This is a genomic window from Pseudomonas sp. RIT-To-2 (genome assembly GCF_029623465.1).
Lineage (GTDB): Bacteria > Pseudomonadota > Gammaproteobacteria > Pseudomonadales > Pseudomonadaceae > Aquipseudomonas > Aquipseudomonas silvicola.
In genome coordinates this window covers 23,229-41,659 of record NZ_JAPYKM010000008.1, presented here as the reverse complement: position 1 = coordinate 41,659, position 18,431 = coordinate 23,229, and the positions used below count along the sequence as shown (strand labels likewise).

General features: G+C 63.1%; 19 protein-coding genes. 10 read left to right on the top strand and 9 right to left on the bottom strand.

The annotated features are described in order from the left end of the window. Positions 1–5: 5 nt before the first annotated feature. The 4 genes from QBK88_RS09380 to ppx all read left to right on the top strand — a co-directional run bounded on the left by QBK88_RS09380 (position 6) and on the right by ppx (position 3,697). Positions 6–671 carry an amino acid ABC transporter permease gene (locus QBK88_RS09380; protein ID WP_268146332.1) on the top strand — a complete coding sequence of 222 codons (666 nt, stop codon included), beginning with the start codon at positions 6–8 and terminating at the stop codon, positions 669–671. After that, entirely contained in the window at positions 668–1,318 is a 651-nt protein-coding gene (locus tag QBK88_RS09375; RefSeq protein ID WP_268151240.1) for an amino acid ABC transporter permease, read from the top strand. The genes QBK88_RS09380 and QBK88_RS09375 overlap by 4 nt, the downstream gene beginning before the upstream one ends. After that, positions 1,305–2,030 carry an amino acid ABC transporter ATP-binding protein gene (locus QBK88_RS09370; protein ID WP_268146334.1) on the top strand — a complete coding sequence of 242 codons (726 nt, stop codon included), beginning with the start codon at positions 1,305–1,307 and terminating at the stop codon, positions 2,028–2,030. Before QBK88_RS09375 ends, QBK88_RS09370 begins: the two co-directional genes overlap by 14 nt. Before the next feature lie 164 nt (positions 2,031–2,194). Then, positions 2,195–3,697: an exopolyphosphatase gene (ppx, locus tag QBK88_RS09365; protein WP_277961847.1), complete on the top strand. Its 1,503-nt coding sequence runs from the start codon at positions 2,195–2,197 to the stop codon at positions 3,695–3,697. Here the strand turns inward: ppx and ppk1 are convergent. After that, positions 3,684–5,909, bottom strand: coding sequence for a polyphosphate kinase 1 (gene ppk1 / locus QBK88_RS09360; RefSeq protein WP_277961846.1), 2,226 nt, complete (start codon positions 5,907–5,909; stop codon positions 3,684–3,686). The genes ppx and ppk1 overlap by 14 nt on opposite strands. Before the next feature lie 395 nt (positions 5,910–6,304). On the opposite strand from ppk1, the gene QBK88_RS09355 reads away from it, so the two are divergent. After that, the gene (locus QBK88_RS09355) at positions 6,305–6,889 is read left to right on the top strand and encodes a DedA family protein (RefSeq protein WP_268146340.1); all 585 of its coding nucleotides are present in this window, start codon (positions 6,305–6,307) and stop codon (positions 6,887–6,889) included. 80 nt (positions 6,890–6,969) lie between these two features. After that, the gene (elbB, locus tag QBK88_RS09350; protein WP_277961845.1) at positions 6,970–7,623 is read left to right on the top strand and encodes an isoprenoid biosynthesis glyoxalase ElbB; all 654 of its coding nucleotides are present in this window, start codon (positions 6,970–6,972) and stop codon (positions 7,621–7,623) included. A 36-nt stretch (positions 7,624–7,659) separates the two neighbouring features. Here the strand turns inward: elbB and QBK88_RS09345 are convergent, their stop codons facing one another. After that, positions 7,660–8,112 carry a YaiI/YqxD family protein gene (locus QBK88_RS09345; RefSeq protein ID WP_268146344.1) on the bottom strand — a complete coding sequence of 151 codons (453 nt, stop codon included), beginning with the start codon at positions 8,110–8,112 and terminating at the stop codon, positions 7,660–7,662. A gap of 250 nt (positions 8,113–8,362) precedes the next feature. On the opposite strand from QBK88_RS09345, the gene QBK88_RS09340 reads away from it, so the two are divergent. After that, a complete protein-coding gene (locus QBK88_RS09340) occupies positions 8,363–8,869 on the top strand; it encodes a hypothetical protein (RefSeq protein ID WP_268146346.1) in 507 nt (168 codons plus the stop codon). Between the two features lie 8 nt (positions 8,870–8,877). Beyond that, positions 8,878–9,408: a DUF5384 family protein gene (locus tag QBK88_RS09335; protein ID WP_268146348.1), complete on the top strand. Its 531-nt coding sequence runs from the start codon at positions 8,878–8,880 to the stop codon at positions 9,406–9,408. Positions 9,409–9,474: 66 nt separating this feature from the next. Here the strand turns inward: QBK88_RS09335 and QBK88_RS09330 are convergent, their stop codons facing one another. Together QBK88_RS09330 and QBK88_RS09325 are read right to left on the bottom strand one after the other, a co-directional pair. Then, positions 9,475–10,107, bottom strand: coding sequence for a LysE family transporter (locus QBK88_RS09330; protein WP_277961844.1), 633 nt, complete (start codon positions 10,105–10,107; stop codon positions 9,475–9,477). A gap of 167 nt (positions 10,108–10,274) precedes the next feature. Further along, positions 10,275–12,185, bottom strand: coding sequence for an ATP-binding cassette domain-containing protein (locus QBK88_RS09325; RefSeq protein ID WP_277961843.1), 1,911 nt, complete (start codon positions 12,183–12,185; stop codon positions 10,275–10,277). 50 nt (positions 12,186–12,235) lie between these two features. On the opposite strand from QBK88_RS09325, the gene QBK88_RS09320 reads away from it, so the two are divergent. Beyond that, positions 12,236–12,703, top strand: coding sequence for a TIGR02444 family protein (locus QBK88_RS09320; RefSeq protein WP_277961842.1), 468 nt, complete (start codon positions 12,236–12,238; stop codon positions 12,701–12,703). On the opposite strand, the gene QBK88_RS09315 is transcribed toward QBK88_RS09320, so the two are convergent. After that, on the bottom strand, positions 12,700–13,689 hold the full coding sequence (locus tag QBK88_RS09315; protein WP_277961841.1) for an AlgP family protein: 990 nt from the start codon (positions 13,687–13,689) through the stop codon (positions 12,700–12,702). The genes QBK88_RS09320 and QBK88_RS09315 overlap by 4 nt on opposite strands. A 239-nt stretch (positions 13,690–13,928) precedes the next feature. Here QBK88_RS09315 and QBK88_RS09310 point away from each other — a divergent pair, with 239 nt between their 5' ends. Beyond that, positions 13,929–14,594 (top strand): FKBP-type peptidyl-prolyl cis-trans isomerase, encoded by a 666-nt coding sequence (locus tag QBK88_RS09310; protein WP_277961840.1) that lies wholly within the window; start codon positions 13,929–13,931, stop codon positions 14,592–14,594. A gap of 2 nt (positions 14,595–14,596) precedes the next feature. On the opposite strand, the gene rsd is transcribed toward QBK88_RS09310, so the two are convergent. From rsd to QBK88_RS09290, 4 genes are all read right to left on the bottom strand, one after another. Next, positions 14,597–15,070, bottom strand: coding sequence for a sigma D regulator (rsd, locus tag QBK88_RS09305; protein WP_277961839.1), 474 nt, complete (start codon positions 15,068–15,070; stop codon positions 14,597–14,599). 249 nt (positions 15,071–15,319) lie between these two features. Next, positions 15,320–15,814 (bottom strand): disulfide bond formation protein B, encoded by a 495-nt coding sequence (locus QBK88_RS09300; protein ID WP_277961838.1) that lies wholly within the window; start codon positions 15,812–15,814, stop codon positions 15,320–15,322. A 243-nt stretch (positions 15,815–16,057) separates the two neighbouring features. Next, positions 16,058–17,296, bottom strand: coding sequence for a heme biosynthesis HemY N-terminal domain-containing protein (locus tag QBK88_RS09295; RefSeq protein WP_277961837.1), 1,239 nt, complete (start codon positions 17,294–17,296; stop codon positions 16,058–16,060). Continuing rightward, positions 17,293–18,417: a uroporphyrinogen-III C-methyltransferase gene (locus QBK88_RS09290; RefSeq protein WP_277961836.1), complete on the bottom strand. Its 1,125-nt coding sequence runs from the start codon at positions 18,415–18,417 to the stop codon at positions 17,293–17,295. Before QBK88_RS09290 ends, QBK88_RS09295 begins: the two co-directional genes overlap by 4 nt. Between the last annotated feature and the right edge of the window lie 14 nt (positions 18,418–18,431).

Here is an 18,431-nt window from a genome sequence, read left to right as displayed (position 1 = left end):
CCGACATGGCCTATCACTTCGACTTCAGCCCGGTTCTCGCCAACACCGACCTGCTGCTCAAGGGCGCGCTGTTCACCCTGGAGCTGACCGCGGTCGGCACCCTGCTCGGGGTAAGCCTGGGGGTACTGGGTGGCGTGGTGCGCGCCTGGAAGATCAAGCCGTTCGCAGGCATCTTCGGCGTTTACGTCGAGCTGATCCGCAACACACCGTTTCTGGTGCAGTTGTTCTTCATTTTCTTCGGCCTGCCCTCACTGGGTGTGCAGATCAGCGAATGGCAGGCAGCCGTGCTTGCCATGGTCGTCAACCTGGGGGCCTACAGCACAGAGATCATCCGTGCGGGTATTCAGGCCATTCCCCGCGGGCAACTGGAGGCGGCCGCGGCCCTGGCAATGAGCCGGGCGGAAGCCTTTCGCCATGTGGTGCTGGTACCCGCCCTGGGCAAGGTATGGCCGGCTTTGAGCAGCCAGATCATCATCGTCATGCTGGGTTCGGCGGTGTGCTCGCAGATCGCCACCCAAGAGCTGAGCTTCTACGCCAACTTCATTCAGTCACGTAATTTCCGCGCCTTTGAAACCTACGTGCTGACCACCCTGATCTACCTGGCCATGTCCATGCTGATCCGCGCCCTGCTCAACTGGGCAGGGCGTCGCTACCTGGCAAGGAGCCGCTGATGGACTTCACCTTCTGGGATATTGTCCGCAACCTGCTCATTGGCCTGCAATGGACGCTGGCATTGAGCCTGGTGGCGTTTGTCGGCGGCGGGGTCATCGGCTTGCTGGTGATGACCCTGCGCATCGCCGACAAGGCCCTGCCCCGCGGCATTGCCCGTGCCTATATCGAATTGTTCCAGGGCACCCCGCTGCTGATGCAATTGTTTCTGGTGTTCTTCGGAGTGGCCCTGCTGGGTATCGACATTTCGCCCTGGGCCGCCGCCGCGCTGGCGCTGACCCTGTTCACCAGTGCCTACCTGGCGGAGATCTGGCGCGGCTGTGTGGAGTCGATCGCCCATGGCCAGTGGGAAGCTTCGGCCAGCCTGGCCATGACGCCCTACGAGCAGTTGCGCCATGTCATTCTGCCCCAGGCCCTGCGCATCGCCGTGGCCCCCACCGTGGGCTTCTCGGTGCAGGTGGTCAAGGGCACGGCGGTGACCTCCATCATCGGCTTTACCGAACTGACCAAGACCGGCGGCATGCTCGCCAACGCCACCTTCGAACCCTTCACTGTCTACGGCCTGGTAGCACTGGGGTATTTCGCCCTGTGCTACCCGCTGTCGCTCAGCGCCCGCTACCTGGAAAGGAGACTGCATGCCTCTGCTTAGAGTGTCTGCCCTGCACAAATACTACGGCGACCACCATGTGCTCAAAGGCATCGACCTGAGTGTCGAGCAAGGCCAGGTGGTGGCGATCATCGGCCGCAGCGGCTCGGGCAAAAGTACCTTGCTGCGCACCCTCAACGGCCTGGAGTCGATCAATGACGGCGTGATCGAGGTCGATGGCGAGTACCTGGACGCCGCCCGCGCCGACTTGCGCAGCCTGCGCCAGAAGGTCGGCATGGTCTTCCAGCAGTTCAACCTGTTCCCGCACCTGAGTGTGGGCGAGAACGTGATGCTGGCCCCCCAGGTGGTGCAGAAGGTACCGCGGGCCAAGGCCCTTGGCCTGGCACGCGAGATGCTGGAACGGGTAGGCCTGGCGGACAAGTTCGACGCCTACCCGGACCGCCTGTCCGGCGGCCAGCAGCAGCGTGTGGCCATTGCCCGGGCACTGGCCATGTCGCCCAAGGTGTTGCTGTGCGACGAGATCACCTCGGCCCTGGACCCGGAACTGGTCAATGAAGTGCTCAGCGTGGTGCGCCAACTGGCTCAGGATGGCATGACGCTGATCATGGTCACCCACGAAATGCGCTTTGCCCGCGAGGTGGGCGACAAGCTGGTGTTCATGCACCAGGGCAAGGTGCATGAAGTGGGGCATCCGAAACAATTGTTCGCAGAGCCGCAGACACCCGAACTGGCGGCTTTCATCGGTATGCAGTAGGGCCATGCCGCTGCTTTCCCCGGCTTCGCCCGGTCGCACAGGCGCGGTGTGAAGCCTGTGGGGCCAGGTGACGCTGGGGAAGCAGGCACCACCGAACCAAACGCGTTGGCGGCAGGGTTGGTTCGTGGCACGATGGCAGGGTTATCGACCGGGATCCTTACATCATGCCGCAAGCCACCGCCAAGAACCTTTCCCTGATCGCCGCGATCGATCTGGGCTCGAACAGCTTTCATATGGTCGTGGCCAAGGCCCACCACACTGAAATCCGCATTCTCGAGCGCCTGGGGGAGAAGGTTCAGCTGGCTGCCGGCATCGACGAGCAGCGCAACCTCGACGAAGAGTCGATGCAGCGCGGCCTGGACTGCCTCAAGCGCTTCGCCCAACTGATCAACGGCCTGCCCCTGGGCGCTGTACGTATCGTTGGCACCAACGCCCTGCGCGAAGCCCGCAACCGCGGCGACTTCATTCGCCGCGCTGAAGAAATCCTGGGCCACCCCGTGGAGGTCATTTCCGGCCGCGAGGAAGCCCGCCTGATCTACCTGGGCGTGTCTCACACCCTGGCCGACACCCCCGGCAAGCGCCTGGTGGCCGACATCGGCGGCGGCAGTACCGAGTTCATCATCGGCCAGCGCTTCGAACCGCTGCTGCGCGAAAGCCTGCAGATGGGCTGCGTGAGCTTCACCCAGCGTTACTTCAAGGACGGCAAGATCACCCCGGCCCGCTACGCCCAGGCCTACACCGCGGCACGCCTGGAGATCATGAGCATCGAGAATGCCCTGCACCGCCTGAGCTGGGATGAGGCCATCGGCTCGTCGGGCACCATCCGCGCCATCGGCCTGGCCTTGAAGGCCAACGGCCACGGCAGCGGCGAGGTGAACGCCGACGGCCTGACCTGGCTGAAGCGCAAGCTATTCAAGCTGGGCGACGTCGACAAGATCGACTTCGACGGCATCAAGCCGGACCGCCGCTCTATCTTCCCGGCGGGCCTGGCCATTCTGGAGGCGATCTTCGACGCCCTGGAACTGCAGCGCATGGACCACTGCGAAGGCGCCCTGCGTGAAGGCGTGCTGTACGACCTGCTGGGCCGCCACCACCATGAAGACGTGCGTGAACGCACCCTCAGCTCGCTGATGGAACGCTACCACGTGGATCTGGAACAGGCTGCCCGCGTCGAGCGCAAGGCCCTGCACGCGTTTGACCAGGTAGCGGCCGACTGGGGCTTGGAGGAAGGGGTATGGCGCGAATTGCTGAGCTGGGCCGCCAAGGTGCATGAAGTGGGCCTGGACATCGCTCACTACCATTACCACAAGCACGGCGCCTACCTGATCGAGCACTCGGACCTGGCCGGCTTCTCCCGCGAAGACCAGCAAATGCTGGCCCTGCTGGTACGTGGTCACCGCCGCAACATTCCCAAGGACAAGTTTGCCGAATTCGGCGAAGAAGGGCGGCAACTGATCCGCCTGTGCGTGCTGCTGCGCTTTGCGATCCTGTTCCACCACATCCGTGGCACCCAGGAAATGCCGGCCGTGAAACTCTACGCCGGGGAAAACAGCCTGGAAGTGGAGTTCCCCACCGGCTGGCTGGACGAGAACCAGCTGACCCAGGCCGACTTCGCGCTGGAAGCGGAATGGCTGACCCGGGTCAACATGACCCTTACCGTACGGTAAGAATCGGGATGCTCAGGCGCTCGAGCAGCGTGTCCTGGGCGCTGCGCGGGTTCTGGTTGCCGGTGGGCGAGCTGCGCACGTAGCGGCCGTCGGGCTGCAGGATCCACGAGTGGGTGTTGTCGGTCAGGTAGCTTTCCAGCTCCTTCTTCACCCGCAGAATCAGCTTCTTGCCCTCTACCGGGAAGCAGGTCTCCACGCGCTTGTCCAGGTTGCGTTCCATCCAGTCGGCGCTGGACAGGAACATCTGTTCCTCGCCGCCGTTCAGGAAGTAGAACACCCGGGTGTGCTCCAGGAAGCGGCCGATGATCGAGCGTACCTGGATGTTATGCGACACCCCGGCGATGCCCGGGCGCAGGCAGCACATGCCACGCACCACCAGGTCGATACGCACGCCCGACTGGCTGGCCTTGTACAGCGCGCGGATGATCTTGGGATCGGTCAGCGAGTTGAACTTGGCGATGATGTGCGCGGGCTTGCCTTCCAGGGCGAACTGGGTTTCGCGCTGGATCATGTCCAGCATGCCTTTCTTCAGGGTGAACGGCGCATGCAGCAGCTTCTTCATGCGCAGGGTCTTGCCCATGCCGATCAGCTGGCTGAACAGCTTGCCCACGTCTTCGCACAGGGCGTCGTCGGAGGTCAGCAGGCTGTAGTCGGTGTACAGGCGCGCGTTGCCGGCGTGATAGTTGCCGGTACCCAGGTGGGCGTAACGCACGATCTCACCGGCTTCGCGGCGCAGAATCAGCATCATCTTGGCGTGGGTCTTGAAGCCCACCACACCGTAGATCACCACGGCACCGGCCGCTTGCAGGCGGCTGGCCATCTGCAGGTTGGACTCTTCGTCGAAACGAGCGCGCAGCTCGATGACCGCGGTCACTTCCTTGCCGTTGCGCGCGGCGTCCACCAGCGCATCGACGATTTCCGAATTGGCGCCGCTGCGGTACAGGGTCTGGCGCACCGCAAGCACGTGCGGGTCCTTGGCGGCCTGGCGCAGCAGGTCGACCACAGGAGTGAACGACTCGAAGGGGTGCAGCAACAGGATGTCCTGCTTGCTGATCACGCTGAAGATGTTCTCGCTGTTCTGCAGCAGCTTGGGGATCGCCGGGGTGAACGGCTTGTATTGCAGCTCCGGGTGGCTGTCCAGCCCAGTGATGCTGAACAGGCGCGTGAGGTTGACCGGGCCATTGACCTGGTACAGCTCCGACTCAGCCAGGCTGAACTGCTTGAGCAGGTAGTCCGACAGGTGTTTGGGGCAGGTATCAGCCACTTCCAGGCGCACGGCGTCACCGTAGCGGCGCGAAAACAGCTCGCCACGCAGGGCGCGGGCCAGGTCTTCGACGTCTTCGGTATCCACGGCCAGGTCGGCGTTTCGGGTCAGGCGGAACTGGTAGCAGCCCTTCACCTTCATGCCCTGGAACAGGTCATCGGCGTGGGCATGGATCATCGACGACAGGAACACGTAGTTGTCGCCAGGGCCACTGACTTCTTCGGGCACGCGGATAACCCGCGGCAGCAGGCGCGGCGCCGGAATGATCGCCAGGCCAGAGTCACGGCCGAAGGCGTCGATGCCTTCCAGCTCCACGATGAAGTTCAGGCTCTTGTTCACCAGCAACGGGAACGGGTGCGTCGGGTCGAGGCCGATGGGGGTGATGATCGGCGCGATCTCGTCGCGGAAATAGCGGCGCACCCAGGTCTTGAGCTTGGTGGTCCAGTGGCGGCGACGAATGAAGCGCACCTGATGCTTTTCCAGCTCCGGCAACAGGATGTCATTGAGAATCGCGTACTGGCGGTCCACATGGCCGTGTACCAGTTCGCTGATGCGTGCCAGCGCCTGGTGCGGCTGCAGGCCGTCGGCGCCAGCCTGTTCACGGGCAAAGGTGATCTGCTTCTTCAGGCCCGCCACGCGGATCTCGAAGAATTCGTCCAGGTTGCTGGAGAAGATCAGCAGGAACTTCAGGCGCTCCAGCAGCGGGTAAGACTCATCCAGGGCCTGTTCCAGCACGCGGATGTTGAACTGCAACTGCGACAGCTCGCGGTGGATATACAGGCTGCTGTCATCCAGGCCCGGCACGGGAATGGGTGCTGGCGGGGTGGTTGTGGTGGTTTCCGTCACCGGCGCTTCCACGGGCTCCATGGCCGGCGGGGTCTCGATGACCTGCTCCAGCACGGGCTGCGCTTCTTTCACGGCGTTTTCGTGAAGTCCTTCGTTATTCATCTAGCGTTCCTGAAGGGCTCAATTGCCCTCTCATTCAGTTGAGCGGCACGGTTTGCGAATCAGGTGAGGATGCCATTGGCACGATCATATCGTCGACAGTGTCTTCACAAGCACTGACGAGGCGGGACGCCAACTCATCACACTGACGGTGGCTGGGGGGCAGGCGCAGGGCGCGGGCACGGCTCACGGCAAACTCCTGGGCCCACGCGTGCGGGCCGGCGCGACAGTTATAAGCCGCCATTATGACGGTTGCATGACAAACCCGCGTCAGCCCCCTCGCAGACAGCTTCCAGCATTGTCATTCCGCGGACTGTTCACGTCGAGACACATTTCGACACTTTCACGAATGGCCGCGACGGGTTAGGCTGCGCGTTCATTTCGCCAGCATCCAGACAATGCTCCAACAATTTCTGCAGGATTTCGGCTACCTGGCCCTGTTCCTTGGTACGTTTTTCGAAGGCGAGACGATTCTGGTCCTGGCCGGGTTTCTTGCGTTCCGCGGTTACATGGACATCAACCTGGTGGTGGTGGTTGCCTTCCTGGGCAGCTACGCCGGTGACCAGCTGTGGTATTTCCTGGGGCGCAAGCACGGGCGCAAACTGCTGGCCCGCAAGCCGCGCTGGCAGCTCATGGGCGACCGGGCGCTGGAGCATATTCGCAAGCACCCGGATATCTGGGTGCTGAGCTTTCGCTTCGTCTATGGCCTGCGCACCGTGATGCCGGTGGCCATCGGCCTGTCCGGTTACCCGCCCAGGCGCTACCTGCTGCTCAACGGTATCGGCGCCATTGTCTGGGCCACGGTACTGGCCTTGGCGGCGTACCACTTCGGGGCGATTCTTGAAGGCCTGCTGGGCAACATCAAGAAGTACGAACTGTGGGTGCTCGGCGCGCTGCTGTTGCTCGGTGGCGCGCTGTGGCTGCGCCGGCGCATCAAGGCCGCGCGGGTGGCACGCAAGACCGCCAGCCAGCACGCAGACTGAAACCCGCTGAACCCAGCGCCTCCCTGGTGATCCATGTACTGATAAGCTCAGATACACACACAGCTCAGGGAGAATCGAGCATGGCCAAGAAAGTTGCAGTGATCCTGTCCGGCTGCGGGGTATACGACGGCGCAGAGATCCACGAAAGCGTGATCACGCTGTTGCGCCTCAACCAGCGCGGCGCCCAGGTGCAATGCTTTGCGCCGAACATCGACCAGATGCACGTGATCAACCACCTCACCGGCGAAGAAATGCCCGAGACCCGCAACGTGCTGGTCGAGTCAGCCCGCATCGCCCGGGGCGAGGTCAGGGACCTGGCGGATGCGGACGTCGACAGCTTCGATGCGCTGATCGTGCCCGGTGGTTTTGGCGCCGCCAAGAACCTCTCCAACTTCGCCACCCAAGGCGCCGCCTGCACGGTAAACCCGCAGTTGCTGGAACTGGCCGAAGCCTTCGCCGAAGCCGGCAAGCCGGTGGGGCTGATCTGCATTTCCCCGGCCCTGGCGGCCAAGATCTACGGCCCTGGCGTGAAATGCACCATTGGCAGCGATGAAGAAACGGCCAAGGCCATCGACAAGATGGGCGGCACCCATGAGTCGTGCCCGGTGAGCGACATCGTCGAAGATACCGCGCGCAAGCTGGTGAGCACCCCGGCGTACATGAGCGCCAAGTCCATCGGCGAGGCAGCCGAGGGTATCAACAAGTTGGTGGACCGGGTGCTGGAGCTAGCCTGAACCCACCTGACAGACCGCGGCACCTGCTTCCCGCGGTCAGGCCCTGGCCAAGCGCGTGAGAATACGGTCCAGGCTGTTGGCGAAGGCCTGCTTGTCCTTGTCGCTGTAACCGGCCTGGCCGCCCCCTACCTGCCCCTGCTCCCGCAGGTCGGTGAACAGGTTGCGCACCGCCAGGCGCTCACCCATGTTCCGTTCGTCAAACTCCTTGCCGCGCGGGTCCAGGCAGGCAACGCCCTTTTTCACCAGGCGGTCGGCCAACGGCACGTCGCTGCAGATCACCAATTCACCCGGCACGGCATGCTCCACCAGGTAATCATCGGCGGCGTCCGGCCCGGCGGGCACCACTACCAGCTTCACACAGGCGAACGCCGGCTTGATCAGCGGCACACCCGCCACCATCAGTACGTCGAACTGACGCTTCAGGGCAAATTTGATGACTTGGTCCTTCGCTGCCTTTGGGCAAGCATCGGCATCAATCCAGACACGCATGGGGGTACTCATTGCAGTGGCGAAAACGGGCGTCAGTGTACGCCAGGCCAGCCGTCCGGCGCCGGAAAACCTGGACGCGAATGACCGCCGAGCAATTAAATAGTTCACTAAAAAGTTAGGTTTGGTTACAATTTACTGATGTCAATTTGACACTCTCAAATTGTGAAACCAATCGATTTCATTGCGTGGCAAGACCGATGGGCGCAAGGAAGCCGTAATAAACCTCAATGGATGTAAGGAAGTTTTGTTCATGTTCAAGCAAACCATGGCTGTCCTGTCCCTCGCCACGTTGCTGGCCGGCTGCCAGGCCACTGGCGAGGATTACCAGGCCGATGTATTCGACGCCAGCCAGGTAAACACCAAGACCCCTGCCAGGACCGTACAGATCCTGACCGTATCGCCTACCAAGATCAAAGTCAGCAACGCCAAGAACCGCCAGACCGCCCAAGTGGTCGGTGGCCTGCTGGGCGCAGTCGGCGGCGGCGCCCTGGGTGCCGGCCACAACCGTGATACCGCTCTGGTTGGCGCGGTCGGTGGCGGCGCGGCAGGTGCCCTGGCCGGTTCCATGGTCAGCGAAAGCAGCCTGGTACCTGGTGTACTGATCGGCTACTCGGAAGAAGGCAAGATCTACACCTCTGCCCAGGTCGGCAAGCCATGCCAGTTCACCCCAGGCAGCATCTCGCTGATGGTCATGATGCTCAACAACGAAACACGCATCCAGCCAAACGCCACCTGCCCTGAACCTGCCAAAGGCTGAAGCTGAACATGAACCGCACACTCATTGCCTTGACCCTGTCGCTGCTGGCCGCCCAGGCCGATGCCGGGCAATTCGATCAGCTGCGCCAGATTGAAGTCCAGCAACAGCAAGTGGAAGCCGCCCAGCAGGCCGCCTACCAGCGCCAGTGGGAAGAGCAGCAGGCCAAGGCCCAGGCTCGCGAAGACGCCAACCGCCGCGCCCGTGCCGCCGCCCAAGCCCGCGCTGCCGAGCAGGCCGCCTCCGAACGCAAGGCCGTGGCCCAGGAAAACACCCGCCTGCGTACCCGCGCCGAGCAGCAGGAAGACGAAGACCGCGCCCTGGAAATCGAAGAGCGCAAGCTCAAGCTGCAAGCGATGAAAGCCAAGGCCGACCGTGCCAACGACTACATCGACGCCGAGCTGCGCAGCAGCGCTGCCCAGACCGACGTAGTGCAGTCCAAGGCCGACGCCACGCGCAACGTCAGCTCGGGCACCAAAGCGTTGCTGGAAGACACCGGCAAGGCCGACGTGAACCGGTCGAACAAACTGTTCGGCAACTGAAACGCCCCGCGATGAAAAAACCCACCATCAGGTGGGTTTTTTTATGGAGCCGAAAGAATCCAGGGGTCAGACAGGGGCGCGGCGCAACGTTGCCAGCAGCGTCGCCGCGGCGATGAACAGGCCCGCGAATGTACGGTTCACCCGCTGTTGCTGCTTCGGCGTGCGCAGCAGGCGCAGCACTTTGGCCGCCAGACCGGTGTACCCCGCCATGACCAGCAGATCGACCGCGACCATGGTTACCGCGATGGTGACGTACTGCACCGTCAGCGGTGCGTGAGGGTCGATGAACTGCGGCAGCACCGCCAACATGAACACCAGCGCCTTGGGGTTGCTGACGTTGACCAGAAAGCCGCGAAACACCAGGCTCAGCGGCTTGCCGATAGGGCGCACGGCCGAATCGGCAGCCATGTCCATGGGCAGTGCACGCCACTGCTTGATCGCCAGGTAGACGAGGTAGAACACGCCAAACCATTTGATCAGGGTAAAGGCGGTGGCGGAGGTCGCCAGCACCGCACCGAGGCCGGCGGCAATGATTGCGATCTGCAGGATAAGGCCCAGTTGCAGGCCCAGCGCATTCCAGTAGCCACGTGCGAACCCGTACTGCAGGCCGCAGGACATTGAAGCAATGGCGCCAGCGCCAGGGGAAAGACTGATGATCCAGCAAGCGGCAAGGAATGCCAGCCAGGTTTGCAGCGCCATGACGCACCTCGTAACAAAATCGGTAGATCGGTAAACCTACTGCTTGCCGAAGGAAATGGCTACGCAAATATGCGCCTGTGGGACCGGGCGAAGCTCGGGAAGCGGGCGGCGTAGTTTAAGGATACACCGCGGTGCTGCTTTCCCGGGCTTCGCCCGGCCCTACCAGGTCAGGACAACGCCTCAAGCTCCGCCTGCATCGTTTCCAGGGTTTCAAGCGCCATCATCCAGGCTTCTTCAAGCTCGGCTTCACGCACTTTCAGCTTGGCCTGCTGGGCCAGCTGATCGCGCAGCTCGTCCTTGCGACCCGCTTCGTAAATGCCGCTATCACCCAATGCAGCCTCGACCTTGGCCAACTGTTCATGAAGCTTGCCCAGCTCGGCTTCCAGCTTGTCGGCCTCGCGCTTGTGCGGGGCCAGCTGCTGGCGCAGGGCAGCCGCGGCCTGGCGCTGGGCTTTCTTGTCGGTCTTGTCGGCGTTGACCGGGGTATTGCTGACCGGCGCGTTGCGCTGACGGTAGTCCGCCAGCCAACGGGTGTAGTCATCCAGGTCGCCGTCAAAGGCCTCGACCTTGCCATCGGCCACCAGCAGGAAGTCGTCGGTGGTGCTCTTGAGCAGGTGCCGGTCGTGGGAAACCACCAGTACCGCGCCGCTGAACTCTTGCAGGGCCATGGTCAGCGCCAGGCGCATTTCCAGGTCCAGGTGGTTGGTCGGTTCGTCGAGCAACAGCAGGTTCGGGCGTTCCCAGGCGATCAGCGCCAGCGCCAGGCGAGCTTTTTCACCGCCGGAGAAATTCAGCACTGGCTCGTCGATACGCCCGCCACGGAAGTCGAAACCACCGAGGAAGTCACGCAGGGTCTGTTCGCGCTCGGTAGGTGCCAGGCGTTGCAGGTGCAGCAACGGGCTGGCCTTGCTGTCCAGCGAGTCCAGCTGGTGCTGGGCGAAATACCCCACAGTGAGGTTTTCGCCGCGCACCAGGCGTCCACCGATGGGCGACAGCTCGCCGGCCAGGTTCTTGATCAGGGTCGACTTGCCCGCGCCGTTGGGGCCCAGCAGGCCGATGCGCGCGCCCGGGGTGAGTTGCAGCTTGACCTTCTCCAGCACCACCTTGTCACCATAGCCAAGGCGGCCTTCGGACAGGTCCAGCAACGGGCTCGAGATCTTGTGGGACTCGCGGAACACGAAGTCGAACGGCGAATCCACGTGGGCGGCGGACAATTCTTCCATCCGTTCCAGTGCCTTGATCCGGCTTTGCGCCTGGCGGGCCTTGGTGGCCTGGGCCTTGAAGCGCGCAATGTACTTTTCCATGTGCGCGCGCTGGGCCTGCTGTTTCTCGTAGGCTTGCTGCTGCTGGGCCAGGCGTTCGGCACGGGCCCGCTCGAACGCCGTATAGCCGCCGCGGTACAGGGTCAGCTTGCATTGTTCGACATGAGCCACGTGGTCGACCACGGCATCGAGGAAGTCCCGGTCGTGGGAAATCAGCATCAAGGTGCCGGGGTAGCTCTTGAGCCACTCTTCCAGCCACAGGATGGCGTCCAGGTCCAGGTGGTTGGTCGGCTCGTCGAGCAGCAGCAGGTCAGAGGGGCACATCAAGGCCTGGGCCAGGTTCAGGCGCATGCGCCAGCCACCGGAGAAACTGCCGACCTGGCGGTCCATCTGCTCGTTGGTGAAGCCCAATCCGGCCAGCAACTTGCGCGCCCGCGCGTCGGCGGTGTAACCGTCGGCGCTGTCGAGCTCGGCATGCAGGCGGGCAAGCGCGGCGCCGTCATGGGCCGCTTCCGCGGCGGCCAGCTGCTGCTGAACCTCGCGCAAGCGCAAATCCCCGTCGAGAACGTAGTCTACGGCTATTCTCTCGAGTGTATCGACTTCCTGACGCATGTGAGCTATACGCCAATCAGCCGGCAACTGGCAGTCACCGGAATCGGGCACGAGCTCGCCGCGCAGCAAGGCGAACAGGGTGGATTTGCCGGCGCCGTTGGCACCGATGAGGCCGGCTTTCTGACCGGCGTGCAGGGTCAGCTCGGCGTCTTCTAGCAGACGCTGCGGGCCACGCTGTAAAGTAAGGCTTTGAAGTCGAATCATAATGGCGGCGGAGTCTACCAGCTTCGACGACAACTGGCGCGAGAAGGACTATGCACTCTGACCTGTGGAGCTTTTCGCTGGATATTTACACTCGCCTTGGCATTGAGCAAGCCTGCCTTGAGTTGCAGGCCGAAGGTGCCAACGTGTGCCTGCTGCTGGGCGCCGCCTGGCTGGGGCAATTGGGCGTGGCCTGCAACGGCGACCGCCTGGCACGCTTGCGCGACCTGGGCGAGCCTTGGCACGACGAGGTGATACGCCCCTTGCGCCACTTGCGCCAGAGCTGGCGCGAGGCAGCCGCCCACGACCCGGAACTGGACGCGCTACGCGACCAGGTCAAGGCATTGGAGCTGGAAGCCGAAAGGCAGTTGTTGCAGAGAATCGAGTGGATTGCCCAGGATTGGCAGGCCGAAGGCGCCGATGACATGGGTGCCTGGCTGGACGGTATCGCACCGCCCGCTGCTCGGGAAAAACAACGCGGCGCGCTGCAAAAGCTGCACGCCGCGAGTCTCGCCGATTAAGAGGCGCTTGGCGCTGGCGCGCTGCTGTTGGCCGGGCTCGACGGCGTGGAAGCCGGGGTAGGCACGGCAGGTGCCGAAGCGCTGGTGCTTGCCGAGGCTGGCGCAGCGGCTGGCTTGGCGGCTGGCACAGGAGCCTTTTTCGCGGCAGGGCGGGTTGCCGAGCGGGTCGCAGGCTTGGCCGCGGCTTTGCTGGCCACCGGCTTCGCAGTTGGAGCCGCTTTTGCCGGGGCGGGTTTCGCAGCCGCAGGCTTCGCGGCGGCAGCTGGCTTCGCTGCAGCGGCCTTGGCCGGGGCCGCCTTGGCAGCGGTTTTGGCCGGCGCTTTGGCAGCCGCAGGCTTGGCGGCCGGTTTGGCAGCAACCGGTTTTGCAGCAGCCTTGGCGGCGGGTTTCGCTGCCGCTGGCTTGGCAGCAGGTTTGGCCGCTGCCGATTTGGTTGCCGGTTTTGCAGCAGCAGCTCTGGTCGCAGGCTTGGCTGCAGCGGCAGGCTTGGCGGTTGGCTTGGCCGCAGTAGCCTTGGCCGCCGAGGCTTTGCTGGCAGCGCGCGCCGGCGCCTTCTTCGCCGCGGGTGCGGCCGCAGGCTTGGCCGAACGCGAACTCAGCGCCTTGCTGGCCGCTTCATGCACACGCCCCACACCCTGCGCCAACTTCAAACTTTCCTGGGCGTCACGCTTGAGTTGCACGATGTAGTGGCGTGTTTCAGCCTGACGCTCTTTCAGCGCATCGAGCAGTGCTTCAAGTTCTTCACCAGCCGCTTTTGCCTTGGCCTGCGCCTTGGCTTTGCCAGCGCTGGCAGCATCCTGAAGTTTGCTACGCGACTTGTGCAGTTTTTCCTGAGCCTTTCCGCGCTGCTTTTCCAACTTGGCGAGTAGTTTCTCAGCATCAGCCAGGGCCTGGGAGCAGGCGCCTTCCAAATGTTCGAGCAGGCTGCTCGAAAGCTGTTGGAGCAAGTGCAACGGGGTATTGACTGGCTTCTTGTTAGCCGACATGGGTTACCTCCTGGCTGACGTGATTGCGGCTCATACTAGACCTGTGCAAGTGTCACCGCTAGACATTGTTGACAGTGCCGATCGAGCCACGTTTCATGCCTGGGCAAAGTTGTTGTTAGGGCCGTTCGAAAACAAGTGTAGAAGTTGTGTGAAAGTCTGCCGTCATCGGGCGCAAAACTCTTCGCCTGGCAACTTGCGAGACTGGCATAATTGCCCGCCTTCGAACAGGGATATTCTCCATGTCGCGTTACCTGCTTTTTTCGCCATGGCTGCTGATTACCGCCGCATATGCCGCCGAGCCCGTTGCTGCCACCAGCCCCCACGACCTGGGCTACAGCCTTGGCGCCAGCCTGGGCGAGCGCTTGCGTGAAGAAGCGCCCGGGGTAGACATACAGGCGCTGGTCGAGGGCCTGCAACAGTCTTATGAAAACAAGCCCCTGGCCCTGCCCCCCGAACGTATCGAACAGATTCTGCGCGAGCGCGATGCCCAGGCCAATGAAGCGCCGGCGCCCTCCCCCACGGAAAAAGCGATGATGGCTGAGCAACGCTTCATGGCTGCCGAGCGCGCCAAGGCCGGCGTCCATGAACTTGCCGATGGCATTCTGATGAGTGAGTTGGCATCCGGTAACGGGCCACACCCCACGGCCGATGGCCGGGTGCAGGTGACCTACGTGGGAATGCTGCCGGACGGCACGGTGTTCGATCAGAACCAGCAACCCCAGTGGTTCCGGCTCGACAGCGTGATCAGCGGATGGCGCAGCGCCTTGCAGCAGATGCCCAAGGGTGCGAAGTGGCGAGTGGTGATACCGTCGGACCAAGCTTACGGAGCCGACGGCGCGGGCGACCTGATCGCGCCCTATACCCCTCTGGTGTTCGAAATCAGCCTGCTGGACGTGGGCGCCTGATCTCAGGCCTGGACCGCGGCTTCTTCCTTGTGCGCGTTGTGCAGCACTTCGATCAGGCAGTCTTCCAGCTCGAAACGCTCGTGCAGCCTTGAACCCAGCTCCTTGAGTTTGCTGATCAGGTCCGGCGCGGAGGAGCAATCGCCCTTGTCGCAATGATCGTTGAAGTCCAGCGCAAACCGGGTGATCAGGTCGATGCGCGGAAAGAGGGTATCGGCAAGCTCCAGACCGCGCTCGTCATCGAACGCCTTGGCCTCGGCGATCAATTGCTCATAGATTTCGAAATGCCCCGCCGACACGTAGTCGACCAGCACGCCGCAGAACTCCTTGAGCTTCTTGCGGTTACCGGCCAGCGCCTCCGGCGTCTCGCCTAACGTATCGAACGCTTCCACCAGCTTCTGACGCTCCTGCAGCCAGCGATCAATCAGCTTGTGCACCCCACCCCAGCGTTCCTGAGCATTCTGACAACTTTCCAACATGGTCTTTTCTTCCCTTTTGGGTCATGCCGCCATCGGCCCATTTCCAGACAACGTGGAAGAGGAACCGTTCGCAAAAGCGCAGCAATCAAAGCAGCTGTTTTCTATGGTGCGTGCTGGGAGATTATGCCCGCGCGCCTGTAGCTTCAAGGTGCCTCGGCGATAAAGTTCATACAAGCGTTTCATACGCTCCGGTACTGCATGGCCCCCGCAGGCTGGAGCCAAAACCGCAGCTCAAGGCTACTCCAGCGCTCAACGCAGCGCTTGCAGCCAGCCCAGCACCGTCACCAGTGCCAGCCCCGCCAATGCCAACAGGCTCAACTCTGGAACGCTGAGATCCAGTAGCGTCCAATTGACGCGGGCGCATTCCGGGGTGCCCAGCAACAAGGTTTTGAGCACGTCATGCCAGGGTAGCGAGGCAAAGAGATAGTCGAGCCCCGGCTGGCAAACCACCTTGGGTTGCTCGCCATTGGCTTGTACCCATAGGTGACGCAGCGAGGCTGCCAACCCCATGCACAGCAGCAGCGTGTGGCCTGCCAGATACAGGCGCGCACCGCGCCGTGACACGGCGTGGACGAAAGCAACCAGGCTGGAAATGCCGAAACACGCAACGCACAGCCGCTGCACCTGGCTGAGGGAGCACGGGATCAAACCGACCTGCCATTCAAGGTAGTACGCCGTCCCCAGCATGACGGTGGACAGAACAAAACCCAGCAAAAACAAGGAGCGCGAGCTAGCCAATACCATGACAAATCCAGTAACGCAGTAGGTGGAAAACTACGTTAGAGGAAAGGCGCAAAGGCTATCAACCGGTTGCCCGAGAGGCATTTCCGGGGATCGTGTAAGGGTAATCCGACAAGCTGAGGAAGACGTTGGAGAAGTCTCTGTAGGACTTTGCGAACCTAGTAGGAAGCGGCTTGCCAGCGAGCTGTTTGGCGTTGCAAATAAGCTCGCTGGCAAGCCAGCTTCTACAGGATCGGGGGATGCTTGTCAGGCACGGGCAGGCTCTGGCAGGGGCAGCGCCAGCAGGCGTTCGTCGAGCAGGCCCAACCCCTCCTGGAACAGCTGGTTACTGCGTTCGGTTTCACCCAACCGCGCCAGCAGCCGCGCCAGCTCCGCGCAGGCTTCCGGATTACGCTGCAGGCGCAGGCTGTTTTCCAGATAGTCACGCGCCTTGCCCCACAGGCTGTTCTGCAGGCTGAGGCGGCCCAGGGTCAACAGCAGGCTCGAATCATCGGCATGCTCTTTCAGCCAGCCTTCGGCTGTGTGCAGTTGCTTGGCCGGATCGCTGCCCACCACCAGGCCATACAGGCGAGCCAGGTGGCTGTCATAACCACGCTTGAGCGCGGCGCGCAGGGTTGACTCGGCCTCGGCCTGGGCACCCAGCTGGCGCAGTTGATCGGCATAGGCCAACACCAGCGCAGGTTCTTGCCGCTGCCCGGCACTGAGTTGTTCCCAGGCGCGTTTCAAGGCCTCCAGGGCCGCCTCGCCTTCTTCGCGGGTCGACACCAGCGTGAGGTTTTCACCCCAGGCCCGATGTTCCAGCTCAGTCAGTTCAGCTGCCGTCACTGCCTTGCTCTTGCGCAACTCGGGCAACAGGTGGATCAGCGCCGACCAGTCACCCCGTTGCTGGTGCAGGTGCTGCAATTGACGCAGTACCTGAACGTTGCCCGGGTGACGCTCGCGCATGGCTTCCAGGGTGGCCCGGGCACCCTCGGCGTTGCCACGGTCCACTTGCAGCTGCGCGTGGGTCAATGCCACGGCCAGCTCGGCCTGGGGTTGGCGTTCCAGCGCGCGTTCCAGCAGGTTATCGCTGTCTTCATGGCGGCCCAGTTCGTTGGCTGCCTTGGCCGCGCCCAAGTAGTACAGCAGGGGCTGACGTTCGCCTTCAGCCGCCCGGTGCAGGTTGCGCTGGGCACTGGCCCAGCGGCCCTCGGCCAGGTCTAGCTGGCCCTGCTCCACGGCGATCTGCACACGACGCTCGCGGTTACGGCCCGACCAGGGGTTGACCACCCCCGCAGAGGTCAATACCAGGTGCAGCAACACCCAGACCACAAACACCACCAGTACGATGGCTACCAGCGCTGCCAGTGTCGACCACAACCCCGACTCGTAGCGGAACACGTGTGGGTAATCGATCAGCACATAGCCCGGGTGCTTGGCTATCCCCAGGCCCAGGCCCACAGCAATGGCAACGGCCAGAAAGAGAATGACGTAGACGCGCTTCATGGGCGCGCCTCCTGTTTAGGCTGAGCCCCCGGCTGGGTCATCAATGCTTCGGCGGGCATGTGCCGGTGTTCCAGGTAATTCTGCACCGCCTCCAGGCTACTGTTGAGGTCCGGGGTGACCACTGACACCGGCTGGCCTTTCAATTCGTCGATGCGCGCCAGCATGGAGCGGCTTTCGGTGTTGTCCTGGTTGAAGCTGGCCAGCAGAATGCTGCGGGCTTCATCCAGGGCCTGGCCGAAGACCTTTGGCTCGCCATTGAGTGCCGCCCATTGGGCCTGTTCCAGCGCCAGGCTCAAGGCCAGGCGTACCTGGTTCAGGCTCTGGCCAGCCAGCAGGGGACGAATGTTTTCGTCAGGGCGGAAGTCGACGCGAAAGTAACTGGAAATCTTCGCCCACCACTGTTCCCAGCGGTCGCCATCATCAGCCAGGCGCACGCGTTCGGCGTCGCCCTGAGCCTGGAACTCCGGCGCCAGCGCCGACAACCCCACGGTCTGGTCACGCAAGGCGCCCAACTGCAGGAATAGCCCGGTACGGTCTGGCTGCTCGACGCTGTTCAGAGAGGCCATGGACTTGGCCAGTTGCTCGCGCGCCGCAAAGGCAGACGGATCGTCCTGCTCACGCAGGATTTCATCGGCCCCCTGCACAAGTGCCTTGGCACTGACAATGTCCTGCAAGGCCGACAGGCGCAGGCTGGCCAGGCGCAGCAAGTGCTCGGCCTCTGCCAGGCGCCAATCCTTGCGACTGGCACCCAGCACGCTTTCCAGGCGCTGGCTCAGGCGCTGCTGGTCACCCTGCAGCTGGGCCACCAGGCGACGGCGCTCTTCCAGTTCATCCGCGCTGGGCAGCGTACCCAGGCGCGTCGTCAAGGCCTGTTCGCCCTGGCTCAAGGCCTGGGCCTGGTTGTCCAGCGCCTGCAATTGCCCGGATTGCGCCTGGTGGCCGGCCTGCAGCTGGCGCAATTGCCAGGCGCTCCAGCCGCCAACCGCGACGCCCGCGGCGCCCAGCAGCAGTGCCACGACCGCGATACCGGCGGCACCGCGGCCGGACTTCTTTGGCGCAGGGAGGACAGCCGCCTCGGGCGTCGACTGCACATCATCTTGGGGCAAGACTGTTTCGCTCACGTATCCATCCTTTG

Coding starts and splice junctions, on each gene's coding strand:
- elbB (WP_277961845.1), top strand. CDS start 6,970: ATGGCCAAGAAAGTTGCAGTGATCCTGTCCGGCTGCGGGGTATACGAC.
- QBK88_RS09295 (WP_277961837.1), bottom strand. CDS start 17,296: ATGAAGCGCGTCTACGTCATTCTCTTTCTGGCCGTTGCCATTGCTGTG.
- QBK88_RS09300 (WP_277961838.1), bottom strand. CDS start 15,814: ATGGTATTGGCTAGCTCGCGCTCCTTGTTTTTGCTGGGTTTTGTTCTG.
- ppk1 (WP_277961846.1), bottom strand. CDS start 5,909: ATGAATAACGAAGGACTTCACGAAAACGCCGTGAAAGAAGCGCAGCCC.
- QBK88_RS09330 (WP_277961844.1), bottom strand. CDS start 10,107: ATGGCGCTGCAAACCTGGCTGGCATTCCTTGCCGCTTGCTGGATCATC.
- ppx (WP_277961847.1), top strand. CDS start 2,195: ATGCCGCAAGCCACCGCCAAGAACCTTTCCCTGATCGCCGCGATCGAT.
- QBK88_RS09355 (WP_268146340.1), top strand. CDS start 6,305: ATGCTCCAACAATTTCTGCAGGATTTCGGCTACCTGGCCCTGTTCCTT.
- QBK88_RS09320 (WP_277961842.1), top strand. CDS start 12,236: ATGCACTCTGACCTGTGGAGCTTTTCGCTGGATATTTACACTCGCCTT.
- QBK88_RS09335 (WP_268146348.1), top strand. CDS start 8,878: ATGAACCGCACACTCATTGCCTTGACCCTGTCGCTGCTGGCCGCCCAG.
- QBK88_RS09380 (WP_268146332.1), top strand. CDS start 6: ATGGCCTATCACTTCGACTTCAGCCCGGTTCTCGCCAACACCGACCTG.
- QBK88_RS09345 (WP_268146344.1), bottom strand. CDS start 8,112: ATGCGTGTCTGGATTGATGCCGATGCTTGCCCAAAGGCAGCGAAGGAC.
- QBK88_RS09310 (WP_277961840.1), top strand. CDS start 13,929: ATGTCGCGTTACCTGCTTTTTTCGCCATGGCTGCTGATTACCGCCGCA.
- QBK88_RS09370 (WP_268146334.1), top strand. CDS start 1,305: ATGCCTCTGCTTAGAGTGTCTGCCCTGCACAAATACTACGGCGACCAC.
- QBK88_RS09340 (WP_268146346.1), top strand. CDS start 8,363: ATGTTCAAGCAAACCATGGCTGTCCTGTCCCTCGCCACGTTGCTGGCC.
- QBK88_RS09315 (WP_277961841.1), bottom strand. CDS start 13,689: ATGTCGGCTAACAAGAAGCCAGTCAATACCCCGTTGCACTTGCTCCAA.
- rsd (WP_277961839.1), bottom strand. CDS start 15,070: ATGTTGGAAAGTTGTCAGAATGCTCAGGAACGCTGGGGTGGGGTGCAC.
- QBK88_RS09325 (WP_277961843.1), bottom strand. CDS start 12,185: ATGATTCGACTTCAAAGCCTTACTTTACAGCGTGGCCCGCAGCGTCTG.